Raw genomic sequence first — 16,496 nt, 5'->3', positions numbered from 1 at the left:
ATCCCCAGGCGGCGACCGCGGCGACGACCGCCGCGCGGCGGCGGCGAGCTCGGCACCGAGTGCCTCGAACCCGACGGCCTTGAGCGGCACCGGGTGTTCCACGCGCACACCGGGCGCCGCGCGACCCCGCCAGCCGCGTGATCGCGTTGGACATCGCACGTGCCATCGCGCACGCTCGTCCCATCGACTCTGGATTCCATACATGCGATCGACCTTGCGCCCCGCCCTCCTCTGCTGCGCCCTGCTCGTCGCGTGGGGCGCCGGCGCCGGCGAACCGAAGCCGAGCAACGAGGAGATCGAACGCGGCCTGCGGTCGTTGCTCGTCGCCTCGCCGTACCGCATCCCCGAGTCGGCCCGCGCGGGCACGATCCGCTTCCGCGTGCAGATGCTCGGCGCACCCTGGGCGTGGCCGGAGACGTACGAACAGCACGTGCGCGACGACGGCGCGACAACCGAGCTCACGATCTGCTCCGAGTGCGGCGAGGAAACGCCGCCGAGCGCGGACGACCTGCGCCACTACCTCGAACCGAACGCGTGGGTGCAGAGCCGCGATCGGCGCGTGATCGCGTTCGCGCGCGCGGCGACCGGCGGCACAGTCGATTCGCAGATGAACCAGCTCGTGCTCGCGGTGCAGCGCAAGCTGACCGGCACGATCGATTTCCGCGAATACCAGAGTGCGACCGAGGCGCTGATCTCGCGCGGCGGCGACTGCACTGAGTTCGCGATCCTGCTCGCCGCCGCGGCCCGCGCGCGGCACATCCCGACGCGCGTCGTCGCGGGCGTTTCGTACGCGAGCCACTTCCTCGGCGAACGACACGCGTTCAGCCCGCACATGTGGGTGCAGGCGTGGGATGGGCGGCGCTGGAAGAGCTACGATGCCGCGCTCGGCAAGTTCGACGCGAGCCATATCGCGATCAGCATCGGAGACGGCACGCCGGACGGTTTCCGCGGCGAGATGCAGACGATCGCGCGCATGCACATCGTCGGAGCAGCCGGCGTCGTCAAGGACGCCGGCTGACGCACCTCAGCGCGGTGCGGCGGGATCCGCTTCGTGGACGAGCGGCAGCTCGGGCAATGCGTCGCTCGCGTCGACGAACTCCACGGTCGCGGGGTCGCTGACGCCGCCCGTGATGGTGATCGATTCGATCTTCTGGTCGGACAGGTCGACGTGTTCCTGCGCGGACGACGGATAGCCGTAGATGCCGGGTGGCGGCGGCGTCGGCTGCGTCGGTTGGGATTGCACCTGCGGTGCATAGGGCAACGTGTCTTGCGACTGCGCCGCCGGCGCCGACAGCGCAAGCGCCGCCCCGAGTCCGATGGCGGCACCACGGCCCGCGGCTCGATAGGTGACGCACATGGGCCCCTTCGCCGCACGCACGAACGAGACCCGCTCCGCATCGCTCATGCCGTCGAGCGAATGGACCGCCTTGCTGCAACGACCACAGTAGCCTGCGATGCGCCGCTGCTCGTCGATGCCGAGTGGACAGGGCTGGTCGATCTTCGGGAAGCAGGCCATGCGTCCTCCTCGCGAGGGTGTCGCCGACAGGTTACGGCAAGCGCATCAGCGCGCGCCAGCCTCGTGCACGATCGGCAGTTCCGGCACGTCGTCGTCCTCGTCGTCGACCATCGCGACCGACTTCGGATCGCTGACGCCCCCCATGAGCAGCACCTGCGGTTCCGGCGGCGGCGGCGGCGGCGGTGCGGTCGTCGCGACGCCCGCGGCGACGCTCGCCTGGATCTCGGTGCCGACCGGATCGGCCTGGCCCGGCACGGCCACCGATATCGCGAGGGCGGCACCGAGGCCGAGCGCGACGCCGCGGCGCACGCGATAGGACACGCAGATCGGGCCCGGCGCGTTGCGCACGAACGCGATGCGCTCGGCGTCGCTCATCGCGTCGAGTCCGTGCACCGCCTTGCTGCAATGACCGCAGAAGCCGGCGATGCGTCGCTGCGCATCGATGCCGAGCGGACAGGGTTGGTCGATCTTCGGGAAGCAGGCCATCGCGGATCTCCGTTCGTCGGTGGCGGCGCGGCGCGCCGGTGACCACGGAAGGATGCAACGCGGGTGCGCAGCACGCGGGGTTGCCGCCGATGCGCGAGCTTCGTCGTGGGAGCGGCGGAAGCCGCGATGCTCTTCAGCCCTCGGTCCAAAAGCATCGCGACTTCCGGCGCTCCCACAGAAAGAAGGCGCGTAGGCGGATCAAGGCGCAGCGCCGGATCCGTCGCCAGCGCGGCTTGATCCAGGTTGCGGCGCCGTAACGATGCCGAGTGCGGCGACACGCGCGATGCGCGTGCCGCCCTGCCGTCACGCCGCGCGCTTGCCCTTGCCTTGCTCTGGCGTGCCGCCGCCCGAGCCGCGCGCGCGCAGCCACGCGGCGTACTCGTCGAGGTCGCCCTTGAACTCCTCGACCTTGCCGTCGGCGACGCGCCAGAAGGTGTCGCAGACGAGGCCGGTCAGGTGGCGGTCGTGCGAGACGAGCACGATCGCGCCGTCGAAGTCGCTGAGCGCCTCGGCGAGTGCTTCGCGCATCTCGAGGTCGAGGTGGTTGGTCGGTTCGTCGAGCAGCAGCACGTTCGGCTTGCGCCACGCGATCAGCGCGAGCGCGAGGCGTGCGCGCTCGCCGCCGGAGAAGCCGTCGATGACCTCGAACGCGCGGTCGCCCGGGAAGTTCCAGCGGCCGAGGTAGTCGCGGAAGTCCTGCGTCGACACGCCCGGCGCGATCTCGCGCAGGTGGTCGATCGGCGTCTGCCCCTCGTGCAGCGACTCGACCGTGTGCTGGGCGAAGTACCCGAGTACGAGGTCGGGGTGGGCGGTGCGTTCGCCCGAGAGCAGCGGCAGTTCGCCGACGAGTGTCTTCACGAGCGTCGACTTGCCCGCGCCGTTCGGACCGAGCAGGCCGATGCGGTCGCCGGCCTCGAGCCCGAACTTGACGTTCTTGACGATGACCGCGTGGCCGTGGTCCTCGACGATCGCGTGGTCCGACGGCCCCGCGTGCGCGCTGCCCTTGAGCGTGTAGCCCGCGTCGACGTGGTTGAGACGCAGCAGCGAGTGCGGCAGCTTGACCGGTTCGGGGAAGTTGATGCGGATCTGCCGCTCGGCGCGCACCGCTTCGGTGCCGCTGAGCTTGGCCAGGCGCTTGACGCGCGACTGCGCCTGCTTCGCCTTGCTCGCCTTCGCCTTGAAGCGCGCGATGAACGCCTCGAGGTGCGCGCGCTCCGCCTGCTCCTTCTCGAACGCGATCTGCTGCAGGCGCAGGTGCTCGGCGCGCTGGTGCTCGAAGCTGGTGTAGTCGCCGCTGTAGAGCTTCGCGCGCTGCTCGTGCAGGTGCAGCGTGTGCGTGCACAGGCCGTCGAGGAACTCGCGGTCGTGCGAGATCATGAGCAGCATGCCCGGATACTTCTGCAGCCACTGCTCGAGCCAGAGCACCGCGTCGAGGTCGAGGTGGTTGGTCGGCTCGTCGAGCAGCAGCAGGTCCGACGGCATCATCAGCGCGCGCGCGAGGTTGAGGCGCACGCGCCAGCCGCCGGAGAACTCGGCCACCGCCATGCGGTGCGTGTCCGGCTTGAAGCCGAGGCCGTGCAGCAGGCGGCCTGCGCGCGCCTCGGCGTCGTAGCCGTTGATCTCGGCGAGCTTCTGGTGCGCGGCGGCGACCGCGTCCCAGTCCTCGGCCGCGGTCGCGGCGCGTTCCGCCTCGAGCACCGCGTGCACTTCGGTGTCGCCGGAGACGACGAAATCGATCGCGGGATCGGGCAGCGAAGGCGTTTCCTGCGCGACGCTGGCGATACGCAGGCGGTTCGGCAGGTCGATGTCGCCCTTGTCGGGCTCGATTTCGCCCATCACCACGGCGAACAGGCTCGACTTGCCGCAGCCGTTGCGGCCGACCACGCCGACCTTCGCGCCCGCGTGCAGGGCGATGTCGACGTCGGACAGGAGCAGGCGTTCGCCGCGTCGCAGGGCGAAATTCTTCAGAGCGATCATGGGGTTCGAAAGGTATCGCGGAGCCGCATAGTGTAGCCGACGCGCGCCTTCCCGGCATCATCCGGACAAGCCGCGGACCATCCGCACGAGCGCGCCGGCGAGTTGCTCGGGCGTCGCGTCGATGTCGCCCGCGAGCCAGCCGAGCAGCACGCCGAGCTGGGCTTGCGCGATGAGCGCCGCCGTGCGCGCGGTCGCCGCACCGGCGTCGGCCCGCTTCGCCAGGCGTGCGGCGACGAGCCGGGCGTACACGCGCGCGAGCGCGCGCCGCGACGAATCGCGCCGCAGCGCGCGCGCGTTCGCGCGGTTGTCCCAGAAGTGGCGCAAGGCCGCGACGACGTCCGCCGCCGCGGGGTCCGCTTCGACGACGACGGCGAGCCGGTCGAACGGATAGCGCACGGTGTCGAGCAGCAATTCGTCCTTGCCGCGGTAGTGCTCGTACAAGGTCGAACGACCGACGCCTGCGCGCGCGGCGACGTCGGCGACACCGATCTCGTCGAAACCGCGCTCGAAGAACAGTGCGATGAACGCCTGCTGCAACGCCTTGCGCGTGCGCCGCCGGCGTGCGTCCTCGCGTGCCGCGCCGCGCTCGCCGGTCATCGCGACGCTGCCGTTTCCGGACGATCGCGCCGACATGTCCGGAATCGCGTCCGCGCGTCGCCGCACGAGCCACGCCTGCCGCTAAGCTCCGCGCAGCCCGACTTCCAGGACGATGCCATGACCGAACGCTCCCCTTCCGCGCTTCCCTTCTCCGACATGCGTACCGCCGGCGCAATCATCGTCGCCGCCTCGCTGCTCGCGCTGCTGATGATGGCACACCACCCGTCGGGATCGACGCGCGACATGGCGGTGTTCGTCGAGCAGGTCGCGCGCGTCGGTGCGCTCAACCGCGTCGTGCACGGCGCATTGATCGCGCTGCTCGCGGCACTGTTGTTCGGCTTCGCGGAATTCTCGCGCGTGTTCGGCGCCGGCCGCCCGCTCGTACGCGCGGCGCTCGTCGCCTATGCGATCGGTACGGCTGCGGGCATCGGCGCGGCGACGATCAACGGCTTCGCGGTCGGTCGCGTCGCCGCACACTACGCGGGCGCCGACACGGTCGCGCTCGAACAGCTGCGCGCGCTGCTGCACTTCGGCTGGGCGATGAACCAGTCGCTCGCCGACCTCGGCGAGGTCGCGCGCGCGATCGCGATCGTGCTGTGGTCGCTCGCGATCCTGCGCACGCGCACCCAGCGCCTGCTCGGCGCGAGCGGCGTGCTCGTCGGCGGCGCCCTCGCGCTCGCGCTACTCGGCGGCTGGCTCACGCTCGACGTGCGCGGGATGCTGCTCGCGGTTCTCTGCGCGAGCGCATGGAACGTCGCGCTCGGCGTGCAGTTGCTGCGCGGACGCCTGTCCGCGGCGGCGCACCCCGTCGCCTAGGCGGCGCCCACGGTGCCCACGTACAGCAACGCGCGTTCGCCGGTGAGCGAACGCGCGCTGGCGACGACGAATGCCTGCGTGACGCGCGCGCCGAGCGTGGTCTCGAACCGCCAGCCGGCGCGGCCGAGGCGCGCGTCGCCGAACGCGGCGGCGACGTCGGGACGTTCGATTCCGGTCGTGCACGCGTGCACGCGGCCGTCGATCTCGAGCTCGACCGCCGCGACCGCGCCGTCGTCGAGCGACGCGGCCCAGCCTTCGAGCTCCAGCCGGCCGTCGCGCAGTTCGCGCCGGTCGAGCCAGCCCCAGGCGCCGCGCCGGAAGCCGGCCAGCACGGACAGGTCGCGCGCGGGATCGGCGGCGGCGACGTAGAGATCCTGCTCGTTCGCGAGCGCGCGCCGCAGCCGATGCAGCGGACGCTCGCCGCCGGCCGCGGCGTGCACCGCGCGGCGCACGCGTGCTTCGTCCGCGTAGGTCGTACCGTAAATGTCGGCGCCGAGGTCCGCGTTCTCGCTCGCGCCCGAATAGGCCAGGCCGGAGACGGGCGCGGCGACGCCGTGCGGCAGCAACGCGACGTCGCGCACGCTGAAGCAGATCACGCCGCGCGGCGTCAGCAGGCCGTACAGCCGGCGCATCCAGGCGTCGAACAGCGCGTCGGGCAGGTGCGAGAACAGCGAGGCGACCCAGATCACGTCGAAACGCTGTGCCGGATCGAACCGCGCCGGATCCGCGTGCGACGCGATCGTGGGCACGCCGAACGCGTCGGCGACGAACGCGAGTGCGTCCTCCTGCAACTCCGACGCCCACAGCTGGCCGCGCGGCAACGCGAGGCCGAGGAAGCGCAGCAACCGACCGTAGCCGCAGGCGAAATCGAGCACGCGCAGGTCGCGGGCGTCGCCGAACACGGCTCGCACCACCTCGTTCGCCGCTGCGTATTGCTGCAACGCGATCGCGAAGTACTGGCTGAACGCCGCGCCCGCGTCGCGATGCTCGCGCAGCGAATGCAGCAGCATCTGGTCGCGCGGGTGGATGCGCGCCTCGAACGGCGCCCGTGCCGGCAGGCCCTGCGCCTGGGCGAGCACCGCGCGCAGGCAGCGCGCGTCCGCGCACATCGCCGACACTTGGGCGTACAGCGACGATTCGTTGCGATCCGGCACTCGGGACTCCACGACAAGCAGAAACGGATGGCGCGTCTCGCACTGTCGCGGCGATCGCGCGGGGGCCTTCGCTGCAGCGATCGCGCTGCGGCTGCTTGCGCCCGGCGACGGAGTCCGTGCGCGGTCGAGGGCAGCGTCATCGCGGTATCCGGCCCCCGTTCCAGCGGGCGGAATTCGCTCGGCGAGAGCGATCCCCTCGTCGACATTGTACCGCCATGCGGCGCGCCGAACGAGTCGCGACAGGCGGTCGCGGACGGCGCAGAATGCGCCGCCCTCTTCCACGGGAACGCCGCCATGAAGGACCTGACGCAAGGCTCGATCACGCGCCATCTCGTCGCACTCGCGGTACCGATCGCGATCGGCATGCTGTTCCAGACGCTGTACGTGCTGGTCGACCTCTACTTCGTCGCGCAACTCGGCGACGCCGCGATCGCCGGCGTCGCGACCGCCGGCAACCTGCAGTTCTTCATCATGGGGCTGACCCAGGTGCTCGGCGTCGGCGCGATGGCGCTGATCGCGCGCGCGGTCGGCGCGAAGAACCAGGCCGACGCGAACCTCGTGTTCAACCAGAGCCTGCTGCTCGCGGCGCTGTTCGCCGCGATCACGCTCGCCGGCGGCTACGCGCTCGCCGGCACGTACGCGCGCGCGCTCGGCGCGGACGCCGAGACCGCCGCGCAGGGCACGACCTATCTGCACTGGTTCCTGCCCGGGCTCGCGCTGCAGTTCGCGCTGATCGCGATGGGCTCGGCGCTGCGCGGCACCGGCCTCGCCAAGCCGGGCATGGTCGTGCAGGTCGCGACGGTCGTGCTGAACGCGATCCTCGCGCCCGTCCTCATCGCGGGCTGGGGCACCGGCAAGCCGCTCGGCATCGCCGGCGCGGGTCTCGCGACCTCGCTGGCGATCGCGGTCGGCGTCGTGATGATGGTCGCGTACTTCGCGCGCCTCGAGAAATACGTCGGCGTCGACGCGGCGCTGCTGCGGCCCGATCCGGCGACCTGGAAGCGCATCCTCAAGATCGGCGTGCCGCCGGGCGGCGAGTTCGCGCTGATGTTCCTGTTCCTCGCCCTCGTCTACCTCATCATCCGACCGTTCGGGCCGGCCGCGCAGGCGGGCTTCGGCGTCGGTTCGCGCGTGATGCAGGCGATCTTCCTGCCGGCGATGGCGGTCGCCTTCGCGGTCGCGCCGCTCGCCGGCCAGAACGCGGGCGCGCGCCTGCTGCCGCGCGTGCGCGAGACGTTCGACAAGGCCGCGCTGATCGGCAGCGTGATCATGGCCGTGCTCACGCTGTTCTGCCACTGGCGCCCGGACCTGCTCGTCGGCTTCTTCACGAAGGACGCCGAGGTCGTGCGCATCGGCAGCGAGTTCCTGCGCATCATCTCGTGGAACTTCGTCGCGCAGGGACTGATCTTCACCTGCGCCGGCATGTTCCAGGCGCTCGGCCACACCTTGCCGCCGCTCTACTGCACGGCCACGCGCGTCACCGTGTTCGCGAGCGTCGCCTACTGGCTGTCGACGCGACCCGGCTTCGAACTGCACGAGGTGTGGTACGTGTCGGTCGCGACGGTGACCTTGCAGGCGATCCTCATCATCACGCTGCTCCTGCGCGACATCGGCCGGCGCACGCGCGAGGTGGTGCCGACGCCGGCGTGACGCACCACGACGGGCGGCCGAAGGCCGCCCGTCGCGGCTTCAGTGGTGCCGGGCAGCTCGATCGACGAGCGCGTTGCACTGCACCTCGGCACGCGCGCCGAGGGCGAGGCCGCTGGCGGCGTAGGCCATGCGCGCCGGGAAGTGCTGCTTGAAGTAGCCGCGATAGACCTCGTTGAACGCAGGCCAGTCCTTGATGTCGGCGAGCGCGACCGTGCACTGCACGATGCGATCCCACGACGAACCGTGGCGCGCGAGCGTGCCGCCGATGTTGTCCATGAGCTGCTTCGCTTCGGCCGCGATGCCGCCGGCGACGAGCTTGCCGTCGGCGCCCGTGCCGATTTCGCCCGACAGGTAGAGCATGCCGCCGACCCGCACCGCTTCGGAGAACGGCAGGTTCATGCCGGGCGGTGCGTGGGTGACCGGAAAGTACTCGGCGTCGTCAGCGGCGGATGCGTGACCGGCGAAGGCGAGCATGATCCCGAGCAGCAGGCCTCGCAGCGAGGCGCGAACGGCGCGCGCTGCGGCCTTCGACGTCTGCACAGCAAGAACATCGCGGCTTGCGCCGCTCCCGGAGGATGTCGAAGCGTTCATCGGGGAATCTCCCGTGATCATGGGCGCGGCGTGCGTTGCTCGCCTTCGTCGCGCAGGCTGAACGGCGTGAAATGCGTGTGCTCGTCGTAGGTGTCGACGCCCTCGCGCCGCTTGAGGAAGCCGATCACCGCGTACGTCACCGGCGTCAGCACGATCTCGACGAGCACCTTCATCGTCCAGTTGAACGCGATGACCTTGAGCATCGTCTGGCCGGACCAGATGCCGGCGAACGCGATCGGATAGAACGTGATGCTGTCCAGGCCCTCGCCGACGATGGTCGAACCGATCGTGCGCGTCCACAGCCAGCGGCCGTTCGTCCACAGCTTCATCTTCGCCATCACCCACGAGTTGGCGAAGTCGCCGATCCAGTAGGCGAGCATCGAGGCGAGCATGATGCGCCAGCTCGCGCCGAAGACGATCTCGAGCGCGGGCTGCAGGCGTTCGTTGAACGGCTCTTCCGGGCTCGGCGTCATGCCGATGATCACGAACGTCATCACGCTCGCGAACGCGAGGCCGGCGAAGCCGGCCCAGATCGCGCGGCGCGCGCGCGAGTAGCCGTACACCTCGGTCAGCACGTCGTCGAAGATGTAGCTGATCGGGAAGAACAGGTTGCCGGCGCCGAACGTGAGCGCGCCGAGCAGCGGCAGGGTCACGGTGCAGACCTTGGCCGGGCCGATCAGATTCGAACAGAGCAGGACCGCGACCATGCCGCCGACGAGCAGGTCGTAGTAGCGGAACCCCGGCGCACGCGCCGCGGTCGTGGATGCACTCATGGACGCCCCCTCGTGGTGGGTCGCCATCATAGCGTCTGTGTCTGCTCGCACGATGCAGCAGCGCTTGCGGGTCGGCGCGACCGCGCTTAAGGTCGCTTTTTCCCTTTCTCCGGCGATGAACATGAACGAAAGAATCCGTGCGCGCATCGTCTGCATGCTCGTGCTGGCCGCGTTCGCGGCGGCCGGTGTGCAGGCGCGCGCGGCCGACGGCGACCTCGTCAAGGCCGCGGTCGACGGCACCAAGCGCGTGGCGCTCGCGGGCACGCGGCCAGCGTGGGCTCGCGCGGAGCACGCGCGCGGCGAAGTCGACGCCGACCTGCGGCTCGATCGCGTGAGCGTGCTGCTCAATCGCACGCCCGAACGCCAGGCTGCATTCGACGCGCTGCTGCGCGACCAGCAGGACCCGCAGTCGCCGCGCTTCCACCAGTGGCTCGACGCCGCGCAGATCGGCGAACGCTACGGCGCGAGCGCGCACGACCTCGACGCGCTGTCGGACTGGCTGCGCAGCGAAGGACTGCGCGTCGAAGCGATCGCGCCGGCGCGCACGCGCGTGATCGTCAGCGGCCGCAGCGGCGACGTCGCGCGCGCGTTCGACACGTCGCTCGCATGGTTCGACGGCGACCAGGGCCGCCGCATCGGCGCGAAGTCCGAGCCGCGCGTGCCCGCCGCGTTCGCATCCGCCGTGCGCGGCGTGGTCGGACTCGACACGGTCGCGTTCCGCCCGAGCCATCGCATGAGTGCGCCGCGCGGCGGTTCGATCGCGAAGGGCGCACCCGCCCCGGCCAGCACGAGCTGCGGCGCCGACGGCTGCGACTACGTGGTCTTCCCGGCCGATTTCGCGCGCATCTACGGCCTCGATACCCCGCCCGCCTCCAACGTCGGCGGCAGCGGCGTATCGATCGCGATCGTCGGCCGCGAGCGCGTCTATCCGGCGGACATCAGCAACTTCCAATCGATCATCCATGCCGCGCCACGCGCTGCACAGGTCATCGTCCCGCCCGGCTCGATCGACCCGGGTGACCCGGCGTCGACCTGCAGCACGACCGGCGGCACGCCGAGCTGCACCGATCCGGGCGACGAGATCGGCGACCAGTTCGAGGCGACGCTCGACGTCGAACTCGCCGGCGCCAGCGCGCCGGGCGCGGACATCAAGCTCGTCGTCGCGGCCGACAGCGACACGCGCAACGGCGTGCAGGACGCGATCGAATACGTGATCGACACCTCGCCGCCGCCGGCGAAGATCCTCAGCATCAGCTTCCTCAGCTGCGAACCTGACAACGGTGCGTCGATCGCGCACTACCTCGACGGGCTGTTCGCGCAGGCCGCGGCCGAAGGCATTTCCGTGCTGGTAGCGTCGGGCGACTCCGGCGCCGCCGGCTGCGAGGACCACACCAAGCCGCCGACCGCCGGCCAGTCGCTCGCGATCAACGTGCTGTGCGCATCGGGCTACGTCACCTGCGTCGGCGGCACCGAATTCGCCGATCGAGCCGACCCGTCGCAGTACTGGAACGCCGACGACGGCCACAACTACCTTTCGGCGCGCGGCTACATTCCCGAGGGCGCGTGGAACGAACCGGTCGGCGACGACGGCAGCACCACGCATGGCGCGACCGGCGGCGGCACGAGCCTCTACATTCCCAAACCAGCCTGGCAGGTCGGCGCGGGCGTGCCTGCGAACGCGCTGCGCAACACGCCCGACGTCGCCCTGACCGCCTCGAGCCACGACGGCTATTTCACCTGCATGGCGGCGCAACGCGGGCCATGCACGGTCAGCGCCGGCCGCTTCAGTTTCCTCGTTTCGAGCGGCACGTCGGCCTCGGCACCCGCAATGGCGGGCATCGTCGCGCGCATCGCCGAGAACTACAGCGGCGGCCAGGGCAATCTCAACCCGCGGCTATACGCACTTGCCGCGCATCCTTCCTATGCGGTCTTCCACGACGTGACCCCCGGCAGCAGCGGCGTCGCTTCCTGCGACGTCGCGGTGCCGAGCCTGTGCAACAACAGCACGCCGGGCCCGGACGGCCTCGCCGGCGGCCTGCAAGGCTATGCCGTGACCGACGGCTACGACCGCGCGACGGGTCTGGGCTCGATCGCCGCCGACCACCTGATGGCGAACTGGCGTGGCGCGCAGCCTCCTGGCGTGGTCCTCAACCAGCACGGCATCAGCGGATCGTGGGCCGCCCCGACCGCGCAGAGCCAGGGCATCCTCATGACCGTGCACCCGGACTTCTACGGGCCGGGCAGCGGCCTGCTGTTCGGTGGCTGGTTCACCTACGGCACCGAGGCGGGCGACGGTGCGCGCTGGTACACGATCCAGGGCGAGGTCGCAGGCACCACGGCGATCCTGCCGGTGTATCGCACGACCGGTGGCAGCCTGCACACGCTGCAGGCGACGACGACGGCCCCGGTCGGCGCCGCGACGCTGAACTTCTACGACTGCACGCACGGCACGCTGGATTACAGCGTCGACGGTTTCAGCGGCGTCATGTCGCTCACGCGCCAGCTGTCGAACGTCACCTGCGCGACGAACGGCAACAATGGCGCGAGCGCCGGGCACTACCTCCTTTCCGGCGTCTGGGCCGACGTCGCCAAGGACAGCGGCCAGGGTCTCGTGCTCGACCTCAACCCGGCGCAGCACGTGCTGTTCGGTGCGTGGTACACGTTCGCCGCGGGCGCGGCCGCGGGTGCCGACGCGACGACGCAGCGCTGGTACACGTTGCAGGCAACCCTGCCGTCGGGCGCGCAGATCAACGCGATCCCGCTGTACGAAAGCACTGGCGGCGCGTTCGCCAGCGCAACGCCGACGACGACGACCGCCGTCGGCAGCGCGAGCCTGACCTTCCACAGCTGCACGTCGGCGACGTTGACCTATGCGTTCGACGCCGGCACGAACGGCGGCCAGCACGGCACGCTCGAACTCTCGCGCCTCACGCCGGCACCGGCCGGCTGCCACCTGTAACCATCGCCGGAACGAACGCCGCCGCAACCGGGCGGCGTTCCATCCGGCGCCACGGCCGGCGGCCGCGATCGCCATGGCGCGTGCCCGCACGCGCCCCCGGCATGGCGAAGTAGAATGACGAACCGCGACCGGCCCCGCCGGCGACGGCCTTCGTCATCGACCACCAGCGACACAGGAATTCCCATGGGCAGAGGCCCCAGCATCGAAAACCGCAAGAACGCCGAGGACGCTCGCCGCGGCAAGATCTTCACCAAGCTCATCCGCGAGATCACGATCGCCGCACGCAACGGCGCCGATCCCGCCGGCAACGCGCGCTTGCGCGTCGCGATGGACAAGGCGCTGTCGTCCAACATGTCGAAGGACACGATCGAGCGCGCGATCAAGCGCGGTTCCGGTGCGGACGGCGCCGACGACATGCAGGAGTTGCGCTACGAGGGTTACGGCCCGTCCGGCGTCGCGCTCATCATCGACGCGATGACCGACAACCCCGTGCGCACCGTCGCCGACGTGCGCCATGCGCTGTCCAAGCACGGCGGCAACCTCGGCACCTCGGGTTCGGTCGCGTTCCAGTTCAAGCGCGTCGGCGAACTCGTGTTCGACACGAGCGCCGCCGGCAGCGAGGACACGCTGCTCGAAGTCGCGCTCGATGCCGGCGCCGACGACGTCGTCGCCGAAGGCGAACGCGGCACCGTGCTGTGCGCGCCCGATGCGTTCGAAGACGTGAAGAAGGCGCTCACCGCCGCCGGCCTCTCGCCGCTGTCGGCCGACATCGTCATGCGCCCGGAGAACCGCGTCGAGGTGAGCGGCGAAACCGCGCAAACCCTGCGCGACCTGCTCGACTGGCTCGACGAACTCGACGACGTGCAGGACGTCTACCACAACGCCGCGTTGGGCGACTGACGCGCGTCGATGTGCGAAGCGCGAGCCGGCAGCGCGCCGGACCGCGCCCGCTTCCGGCTGCACGACGTGGCTCGACACCGACGCTAGACTGCGGTTCCGCTGCCGGACGCTCCGCCATGCTCACCTCGCCGCCGACCGCCTTCCTGTTCGATCTCGACGGCACGCTCGTCGACAGCGTCTACGAACACGTGCTCGCCTGGCAGGAGGCGCTCGAGAGCGAGGGCATCTCGCTCTCGGTCTGGCGCATCCACCGGCGCATCGGCATGAGCGGCGGCCTCATGATCAACATCCTGCTGCGCGAGAGCGGCATCACGATCGACGACGCGCGCGCCGACCGCCTGCGCAAGGCGCACGCGGCCGCGTACAACCGCCGCTCGGGCATGATCCGGCCGCTGCCCGGGGCTCGCGAACTCGTCGCCTACCTGTCGGCCTCGTCGATCCCGTGGGCGATCGCGACGAGCGGCCGCATGGAGACGGCCGGGCCGGTCCTCGCCACGCTCGGCGTCGATCCTGCGCGCGTGCCGGTCATCACGCGTGACCTCGTGCGCTATGCCAAGCCTGATCCCGACCTGTTCCTCGCCGCGGCGGACCAGCTCGGCGTCGGCATCGAACAAGCGACCGTGGTCGGCGACGCGGTGTGGGACATGCTCGCCGCGCGCCGCGCCCGCGCGCTCGGCATCGGCCTGCTCTCGGGAGGCTATTCGCAGGACGAACTCGAACGCGCGGGTGCGTACCGCGTGTTCGAGGATCCGGCCGACCTGTTGCGCCACATCGACGAAGTCGGCGGGCGCTGACGCAGGTCGGCCCCGGCCCGTCTCGCAAGGCATCGCGAATCGAGGGCGGCGGACCGCGGTCCGGCTACGCGCACATCGGCGGGCCCCGGCCCGCCACCGGTCACTCCTTCGCGTTGGCGTAGAGCTTCACGACCTCGTAGAGGAAATGCCGGCCGTCGAGCAGCGACTTCACGCGGATGCGCTCGTTGAGTCCGTGCGCGTGGCTGCCTTCGACGTCGTGGAACATGCCCGAGAGGCCGTAGGTCGGCGTGCCCGCTGCATTGAGGAAGCGACCGTCGGTCGCGCCGGTCGCCATCGTCGGCACGATCGCGACGCCGGGCCAGATCGTCTCGGCGACCTTGCGCACCGGATCCATGATCGTCGGCGACAGGTTCGGCGCATGGCCGACCGGGCTCGGTTCGCCGACCGCATTGATCGTGATGTCGGCGTCGCCGGCGAGTCGCGCAAGCGTGTTCTTCACCGCTTCGAGCGGCACGCCGGGCAGGATGCGGCAGTTCACGTTCGCGCCCGCGCGCTGAGGCAGCGCGTTCGGCGCGTGGCCCGCGTCGACCATCGTCGCGACGCAGGTGGTGCGCAGCATGCTGTTCCACGAAGGATTGAGCGTCCACAACCGATCCGCCGCGGCCGCGTCGGGCGGATCGGCGAGCACGGCCTTGATGTCCTCGGCGACCGCCTGCGGCGCGAGCTCGAGCTGCGCCTTGAAGTAGCCGCGCGTCGCGTCGTTGACGCTGATCGGGAACTGGTATGCGCCGATGCGGCCGAGCGCCGCGCTCAAGGCGTAGATCGGATTCTTCTTCGTCGGACGCGAACTGTGGCCGCCCTTGTCGGTGACTTCGAGGCGGAAGTCCTGGTAGACCTTCTCGCCTGCCTGCACCTGCAGCGCGATCGGTTTGCCGTGTTCGTCGAGTTCGCCGCCGGCGCCTTCGTTGAGCGCGAACGCCGCGCGCGTGAGCTCGGGATGTTCCTTGATGAGCCATTCGACGCCGTCGAAGGTGTCCGAGGTCTCCTCGCCGCAGGTGAGCAGCAGGCGGATGTCGCGGCGCGGCTTGAAGCCTTCCTCGTGGTAGCGGATCAGGCTGTCGGTGAACACCGCGGCCATCGCCTTGTCGTCGCTGACACCGCGCGCGTAGAACCAGCCGTCCTCCTCGACGAGCTTGAACGGATCGCGCACCCAGTCCTCGCGCTTGGCCTCGACGACGTCGAGGTGCGCGAGCAGGATCATCGCCGTCGACGAGGGATCGCTGCCCTTGATCGTCGCGACGAGGTTGCCGTCCTTCGGCCGTTGCGGCGGCACCAGTACCTGCGTGTCCGCCGCGGCGATGCCGGCCTCGACGAGGCGCGCCTGCATGGCCTTGGCCGCTTCGGTGCAGCTGCCGACCGAAAGCGTCGTGTTGATCTCGACGAGCTGCTTGTACAGCGCGCGGAACGACGCCTCGCCGGCATCGGGCTTCTTCGCCCCGGCAGGCAGCGAGACGACCGCGAGCGCGGCGACGAGCATCGAGGCAAGGCGGTTCTGCGGCATCGGGCGTTTCCTCTTCGGCACCAATCGCAAGCATGGATCGCGCGACCGCGCGCGGCAAGGCGCTTTACACCGCGCAAACATCCGCGCGGCGCATCCTCTGGCGCGGCCTGCGCACGTTCCGGCGCGATGGACGGCTCGCGGGTGCGTCTGCCGTATTACCGTAGGGCGCGGCCGCGTGGGCCGCTATCCCGACGACGACGCATGCGCATCCTCCCTCCCGCCCTCCTCACTGCAGCCCTCGCTGGCTGTGCGGCGATTGCGCCGAGCAAGACGATCGTTATTCCGCCGCGCCAGGACGCCGCCTACGACGACTGGCACTACGCCCCGGCCGTGCGCGTCGGCGACACGGTGATCGTATCGGGTATCCCGGCCGGCCCCGGCGACGACTACGACGCGCGCATCCGCGCGATGTTCAAGCGCCTCGATGCGACCCTGAAGGCCGCGGGCGCGACGCTCGCGGACGTCGTCGAGATCACCACGTTCCATCGCGAGCCGAAGGACACGCCGGCGTTCCAGGCCGAGTTCAAACGCTTCCTCTCCATCCACGACGAATTCTTCCCGACCGGCTATCCGGCGTGGACCGCGATCGGCACGACCGCACTGCTCGCCGACGGCGCGCCGGTGGAGATGCGCGCGGTCGCCGTGGTCGGCGCGGGCAAGCGCCTCGTCGTGCAGCGCGTCCCCGCGTCGACACGCTAGCGACGCTCAGGTTTGCGCATCGACCTTCCGGCCGATCTTCGCGTCGGCCTCGGGCATCGGCT

The 16,496-nt window shown here is 70.6% G+C and carries 14 protein-coding genes and 1 pseudogene; 7 read left to right on the top strand and 8 right to left on the bottom strand.

The genetic code is table 11. From position 1 onward, the window contains the following. The first annotated feature begins 202 nt into the window (after positions 1-202). On the top strand, positions 203-1,018 hold the full coding sequence (locus FHW12_RS15975) for a transglutaminase-like domain-containing protein (RefSeq protein ID WP_182532035.1): 816 nt from the start codon (positions 203-205) through the stop codon (positions 1,016-1,018). Between the two features lie 6 nt (positions 1,019-1,024). Here the strand turns inward: FHW12_RS15975 and FHW12_RS15970 are convergent, their stop codons facing one another. The 4 genes and pseudogenes from FHW12_RS15970 to FHW12_RS15955 form a co-directional block, all read right to left on the bottom strand. Continuing rightward, positions 1,025-1,516 (bottom strand): hypothetical protein, encoded by a 492-nt coding sequence (locus tag FHW12_RS15970; protein WP_182532034.1) that lies wholly within the window; start codon positions 1,514-1,516, stop codon positions 1,025-1,027. A gap of 45 nt (positions 1,517-1,561) precedes the next feature. Beyond that, the gene (locus tag FHW12_RS15965; RefSeq protein WP_182532033.1) at positions 1,562-2,002 is read right to left on the bottom strand and encodes a hypothetical protein; all 441 of its coding nucleotides are present in this window, start codon (positions 2,000-2,002) and stop codon (positions 1,562-1,564) included. A 327-nt stretch (positions 2,003-2,329) separates the two neighbouring features. Next, a pseudogene (gene abc-f, locus FHW12_RS15960) lies at positions 2,330-3,979 on the bottom strand (ribosomal protection-like ABC-F family protein); the annotation flags it as partial. A gap of 57 nt (positions 3,980-4,036) precedes the next feature. Further along, complete coding sequence (locus tag FHW12_RS15955; RefSeq protein WP_182532031.1) at positions 4,037-4,612, bottom strand: TetR/AcrR family transcriptional regulator; 576 nt, start codon at positions 4,610-4,612, stop codon at positions 4,037-4,039. An 81-nt stretch (positions 4,613-4,693) separates the two neighbouring features. On the opposite strand from FHW12_RS15955, the gene FHW12_RS15950 reads away from it, so the two are divergent. Then, a complete protein-coding gene (locus FHW12_RS15950) occupies positions 4,694-5,392 on the top strand; it encodes a hypothetical protein (RefSeq protein WP_182532030.1) in 699 nt (232 codons plus the stop codon). On the opposite strand, the gene FHW12_RS15945 is transcribed toward FHW12_RS15950, so the two are convergent. Continuing rightward, positions 5,389-6,546, bottom strand: a complete 1,158-nt coding sequence (locus FHW12_RS15945; protein ID WP_182532029.1) for a class I SAM-dependent methyltransferase — start codon at positions 6,544-6,546, stop codon at positions 5,389-5,391. The two genes, FHW12_RS15950 and FHW12_RS15945, sit on opposite strands and share 4 nt — an antisense overlap. Positions 6,547-6,840: 294 nt before the next feature. Here FHW12_RS15945 and FHW12_RS15940 point away from each other — a divergent pair, with 294 nt between their 5' ends. After that, complete coding sequence (locus FHW12_RS15940; RefSeq protein WP_182532028.1) at positions 6,841-8,196, top strand: MATE family efflux transporter; 1,356 nt, start codon at positions 6,841-6,843, stop codon at positions 8,194-8,196. Positions 8,197-8,235: 39 nt separating this feature from the next. Here FHW12_RS15940 and FHW12_RS15935 read toward each other — a convergent pair whose 3' ends face one another. Both FHW12_RS15935 and FHW12_RS15930 read right to left on the bottom strand, forming a co-directional pair. After that, entirely contained in the window at positions 8,236-8,670 is a 435-nt protein-coding gene (locus FHW12_RS15935) for a Rid family hydrolase (RefSeq protein WP_182532027.1), read from the bottom strand. Positions 8,671-8,804: 134 nt separating this feature from the next. Next, the gene (locus FHW12_RS15930; RefSeq protein ID WP_182532026.1) at positions 8,805-9,560 is read right to left on the bottom strand and encodes a queuosine precursor transporter; all 756 of its coding nucleotides are present in this window, start codon (positions 9,558-9,560) and stop codon (positions 8,805-8,807) included. 121 nt (positions 9,561-9,681) lie between these two features. Here FHW12_RS15930 and FHW12_RS15925 point away from each other — a divergent pair, with 121 nt between their 5' ends. From FHW12_RS15925 to FHW12_RS15915, 3 genes are all read left to right on the top strand, one after another. Next, complete coding sequence (locus FHW12_RS15925; RefSeq protein ID WP_182532025.1) at positions 9,682-12,519, top strand: S53 family peptidase; 2,838 nt, start codon at positions 9,682-9,684, stop codon at positions 12,517-12,519. A 183-nt stretch (positions 12,520-12,702) separates the two neighbouring features. Further along, a complete protein-coding gene (locus tag FHW12_RS15920) occupies positions 12,703-13,419 on the top strand; it encodes a YebC/PmpR family DNA-binding transcriptional regulator (protein WP_182532024.1) in 717 nt (238 codons plus the stop codon). Positions 13,420-13,535: 116 nt separating this feature from the next. Further along, a complete protein-coding gene (locus tag FHW12_RS15915) occupies positions 13,536-14,213 on the top strand; it encodes an HAD family hydrolase (protein ID WP_182532023.1) in 678 nt (225 codons plus the stop codon). Between the two features lie 100 nt (positions 14,214-14,313). Here the strand turns inward: FHW12_RS15915 and FHW12_RS15910 are convergent, their stop codons facing one another. Next, positions 14,314-15,735: a M20/M25/M40 family metallo-hydrolase gene (locus FHW12_RS15910; protein WP_182532022.1), complete on the bottom strand. Its 1,422-nt coding sequence runs from the start codon at positions 15,733-15,735 to the stop codon at positions 14,314-14,316. A 201-nt stretch (positions 15,736-15,936) separates the two neighbouring features. On the opposite strand from FHW12_RS15910, the gene FHW12_RS15905 reads away from it, so the two are divergent. Beyond that, positions 15,937-16,434 carry a Rid family hydrolase gene (locus tag FHW12_RS15905; protein ID WP_182532021.1) on the top strand — a complete coding sequence of 166 codons (498 nt, stop codon included), beginning with the start codon at positions 15,937-15,939 and terminating at the stop codon, positions 16,432-16,434. The last annotated feature ends 62 nt before the right edge of the window (positions 16,435-16,496 follow it).

Source organism: Dokdonella fugitiva, from assembly GCF_014138265.1.
Lineage (GTDB): Bacteria > Pseudomonadota > Gammaproteobacteria > Xanthomonadales > Rhodanobacteraceae > Dokdonella_A > Dokdonella_A fugitiva_A.
This window is presented reverse-complemented; position numbering and strand designations above follow the sequence as displayed.

What these genes read in the sequence shown, in the direction of transcription:
- FHW12_RS15930 (WP_182532026.1), bottom strand. Translation starts at nt 9,560, where the DNA reads ATGAGTGCATCCACGACCGCGGCGCGTGCGCCGGGGTTCCGCTACTAC.
- FHW12_RS15955 (WP_182532031.1), bottom strand. Translation starts at nt 4,612, where the DNA reads ATGTCGGCGCGATCGTCCGGAAACGGCAGCGTCGCGATGACCGGCGAG.
- FHW12_RS15910 (WP_182532022.1), bottom strand. Translation starts at nt 15,735, where the DNA reads ATGCCGCAGAACCGCCTTGCCTCGATGCTCGTCGCCGCGCTCGCGGTC.
- FHW12_RS15940 (WP_182532028.1), top strand. Translation starts at nt 6,841, where the DNA reads ATGAAGGACCTGACGCAAGGCTCGATCACGCGCCATCTCGTCGCACTC.
- FHW12_RS15970 (WP_182532034.1), bottom strand. Translation starts at nt 1,516, where the DNA reads ATGGCCTGCTTCCCGAAGATCGACCAGCCCTGTCCACTCGGCATCGAC.
- FHW12_RS15915 (WP_182532023.1), top strand. Translation starts at nt 13,536, where the DNA reads ATGCTCACCTCGCCGCCGACCGCCTTCCTGTTCGATCTCGACGGCACG.
- FHW12_RS15905 (WP_182532021.1), top strand. Translation starts at nt 15,937, where the DNA reads ATGCGCATCCTCCCTCCCGCCCTCCTCACTGCAGCCCTCGCTGGCTGT.
- FHW12_RS15965 (WP_182532033.1), bottom strand. Translation starts at nt 2,002, where the DNA reads ATGGCCTGCTTCCCGAAGATCGACCAACCCTGTCCGCTCGGCATCGAT.
- FHW12_RS15920 (WP_182532024.1), top strand. Translation starts at nt 12,703, where the DNA reads ATGGGCAGAGGCCCCAGCATCGAAAACCGCAAGAACGCCGAGGACGCT.
- FHW12_RS15975 (WP_182532035.1), top strand. Translation starts at nt 203, where the DNA reads ATGCGATCGACCTTGCGCCCCGCCCTCCTCTGCTGCGCCCTGCTCGTC.
- FHW12_RS15925 (WP_182532025.1), top strand. Translation starts at nt 9,682, where the DNA reads ATGAACGAAAGAATCCGTGCGCGCATCGTCTGCATGCTCGTGCTGGCC.
- FHW12_RS15935 (WP_182532027.1), bottom strand. Translation starts at nt 8,670, where the DNA reads ATGCTCGCCTTCGCCGGTCACGCATCCGCCGCTGACGACGCCGAGTAC.
- FHW12_RS15950 (WP_182532030.1), top strand. Translation starts at nt 4,694, where the DNA reads ATGACCGAACGCTCCCCTTCCGCGCTTCCCTTCTCCGACATGCGTACC.